This is a genomic window from Stenotrophomonas capsici, from assembly GCF_034961085.1.
GTDB classification, from domain to species: Bacteria; Pseudomonadota; Gammaproteobacteria; order Xanthomonadales; family Xanthomonadaceae; genus Stenotrophomonas; species Stenotrophomonas capsici.
In genome coordinates this window covers 10,921-13,613 of the sequence record NZ_JAYFUH010000043.1, presented here as the reverse complement: position 1 = coordinate 13,613, position 2,693 = coordinate 10,921, and the positions used below count along the sequence as shown (strand labels likewise).

Sequence of the window (2,693 nt, the reverse complement as noted above, 5' to 3'; positions counted from 1 at the left end):
CAGGAAGAGCTAGCCGAGGCTGCCGGTGTCCATCGGACATACGTGGGCATGATCGAACGCGGCGAAAAGAACGTGACGATCTACAACATCGAGCGAATCGCAATAGCTCTTGATGTCCCACCAGGATCTCTTCTCGAGTGAGCGTAAGGATCTGAAGGGGCTGGAATGCAGACCCTCTCCCCCTAGAGGCCGGCCGCCTCCTCAATCTTTAGCGCCTTGAGCAAGCAGGCTCCGGCTCTCATGCGAAGCCTGCTAGCGGCCTCCCTCACCTTCGCCCTCTGCCGCCAATTTCCAGCAGCAGCGCGCTCCATCTCCCGAGCCTGTCGGTCCAGATCAGCTGCTTTGGCACGAGCCATTGCCGCCCTGGTCGATGACCAGGACGTATCCGATTCCTTCATGCTGTTCTCCTAGGTATCCGGGCCTTAGATCTGCCCGAGCTGAGCCATCGAGGCTCCTTGGCTTGCCGACACCACAAGGTGGTCGACGACCCTCACCTCCACCATCGCCAGTACTTCCTTCAGTCGCCTGGTGATGGCTCGATCCGCTTCTGACGGCTCGCAATGCCCGCTGGGGTGGTTGTGAGCCAGCAGGACCGCTGCTGCGTTCAGGGCCAAGGCACGCTGGACGACAATCCGCGGATGGATCTCAGCAACACCTATGGAACCTGAGAACAGCCGCTCTACGGCGATCAGGCGGTTGCGGGCATCGAGGAACGCCACCTCGAAGTGCTCGCGGATTTCATTGCCTAGACGCAGACGGAAGAACCTGCCGGCAACATCCGGATCTCCCAATAGAAGGCCACTGACCATTGCTCTGCTCTCTAGGATCGCCAACGCCTGAGCGAGGACTGAGCTGTCACGTTCGTTCAATCCGCCAGGTAGCTCTTTCAAGCGTTGCTTCTGCAGCGAAATGTTCATGCGGCTTCCCCTAGCAGTTCCTTCCACGCCTTCTGCTTGAGCAGTGCCCCCTGACCGAACCAGGCCGCATCCAAGCGGTTCTCCGTACTCTGTGCCCGCCGATGATGGTCCACGAACTCAGTGATGCTGTTTAGGAGGCCGAAGGCGGTGCCCTTGCTGGTCTTCAAGCTAGCTCCCCTACCCTGCCCGTCATATAGCGCCCGCACCTTGGCAACAGCCTGCTCATTCACGACTGCCTTCCCATTCTGAGCAGCCTGATACGTGAGCAAATTCCGCAGAACCCCATCGACCGAATCAGGCTTCACAGGTGTCTCGCAGAGGACCCGCATCCGCTCCACGAAGCCATGCCAGCCCTCAACGGCGATACCCAACTGGCTTTTGACCCTGTCAGCATCGAAGGCACTGCGGTGCGGGACCTTGATGGCTCCGGTTCGATCCCCAACAGCGATCTGCAGGGTGTTGTTACACACCACGCGAACTGAGGTGAACTGGGCGGTGGTAGCCAGCGTTCCGTCACAGGCCGTAGTCAGAAGAAGGTAGCCATTGACCTGATCCTGGCCCTTTAGGGCCACACCCTGCCCAGTACGGGCCAATGCCCAGAACTTCCGCCCTCCACGAAGCACACCTGCCGTCTCCAGCTCAAAGCCACTGTACCGCGTCAGATCGCGGTAAAACTCCAGAATCTCCCGTGGCTGGACAACTTGATAGCGCTTGGACACCACGGCCAGCGGTCGCTTGGTGTCAGATCGATAAAGCACCTTCTGCCCGGGGAATGCCCGCACCGGATACTGATCTTCTGCCTCGGCGGCAAATCGAACCTCGGCCTCCTCCAAAGACCAGTTCATGCCGGCGCGCTCGCGCCATACTTCAATGGACTGCCTTGGAGCCAACTGGCTTCCGATGCCATGCCATGGGACTTGGCCTGCATAGGCCATGGTTTCTACGTGATGCATCTCGCTCTCCTTTCATGGATGGCATAACGCACAAGGCCCGGACAATGCCGGGCCTTGTGGGTCTATCTGGATTGGGGGGTCTAGTCGTAGGAATCGCGACCGAACTGGTCGGGGCGAGTGAACGAACATCGGGCTACCGCCGACAAGATGGCCGCAGCCACGATGAAGACGCAGTAGAGGAACTCGGATTTATCCTTCATGCCTAGTACTCGAAGCGATACGCCGATGCGCGGCGCACACGCAAAGCAGGGGGATCCTGCTTCAGCGTAGTACTAAGGGTCTGAAATAAGTTCCAATCAGAGACAGCATCTCGATGCGGCCCAACGCTCAAGCCCGACACGCCGAAGGGCAACTCCCGGCCAGAAGCGGCCGTTCAACGCCTGAATTAAGCCGGGCCGCGAAGCGGCTTCGGCTTGAATGAATTGTTAGACAGCGCCGCCACCGGTATCTCGTTTGCCGAAATAGAAGCCTACGACAACGAGAGCGATATTATTCAAGACACTTGGCACTTCCAGCCCCGATAGCGGCAGCAAGCATATTGTCAAGATGATAAGTACAGCAAGAAACGACGGAAGATCGTTAGTGACGGGTGACAGATCAAAAGGCGCGGCACCACGCCTAGCGAGATATGCGACGAAGACGAGCGCCCCAAGGATAAGAACGACAGGAGCAATGACCCTCAACGCGGTGCTAGCGATAGGAGTCACACCTTGCCAAATGCTGAGCAGCAGCGATTGCGTCTGCGCCGCTGCTGCAGGAGCTCCGCTGAAGCCATCAGGGTTGAGAACAAAATAAAGGTACACACCGACTAGAGCCAGCACAA

4 protein-coding genes are annotated in these 2,693 nt (G+C 58.5%); 1 reads left to right on the top strand and 3 read right to left on the bottom strand.

The features are described 5' to 3' along the window. The coding region (locus tag VA603_RS01435; protein WP_323437730.1) for a helix-turn-helix domain-containing protein at positions 1–141 on the top strand (141 nt) is incomplete at its 5' end. Positions 142–422: 281 nt separating this feature from the next. On the opposite strand, the gene VA603_RS01430 is transcribed toward VA603_RS01435, so the two are convergent. The 3 genes from VA603_RS01430 to VA603_RS01420 all read right to left on the bottom strand — a co-directional run. Further along, complete coding sequence (locus VA603_RS01430) at positions 423–917, bottom strand: JAB domain-containing protein (RefSeq protein ID WP_323437729.1); 495 nt, start codon at positions 915–917, stop codon at positions 423–425. Beyond that, entirely contained in the window at positions 914–1,870 is a 957-nt protein-coding gene (locus VA603_RS01425) for a DUF932 domain-containing protein (RefSeq protein ID WP_323437728.1), read from the bottom strand. Before VA603_RS01425 ends, VA603_RS01430 begins: the two co-directional genes overlap by 4 nt. A gap of 425 nt (positions 1,871–2,295) precedes the next feature. Beyond that, on the bottom strand, positions 2,296–2,693 hold a 398-nt coding region (locus VA603_RS01420), incomplete at its 5' end, for a hypothetical protein (protein WP_323437727.1).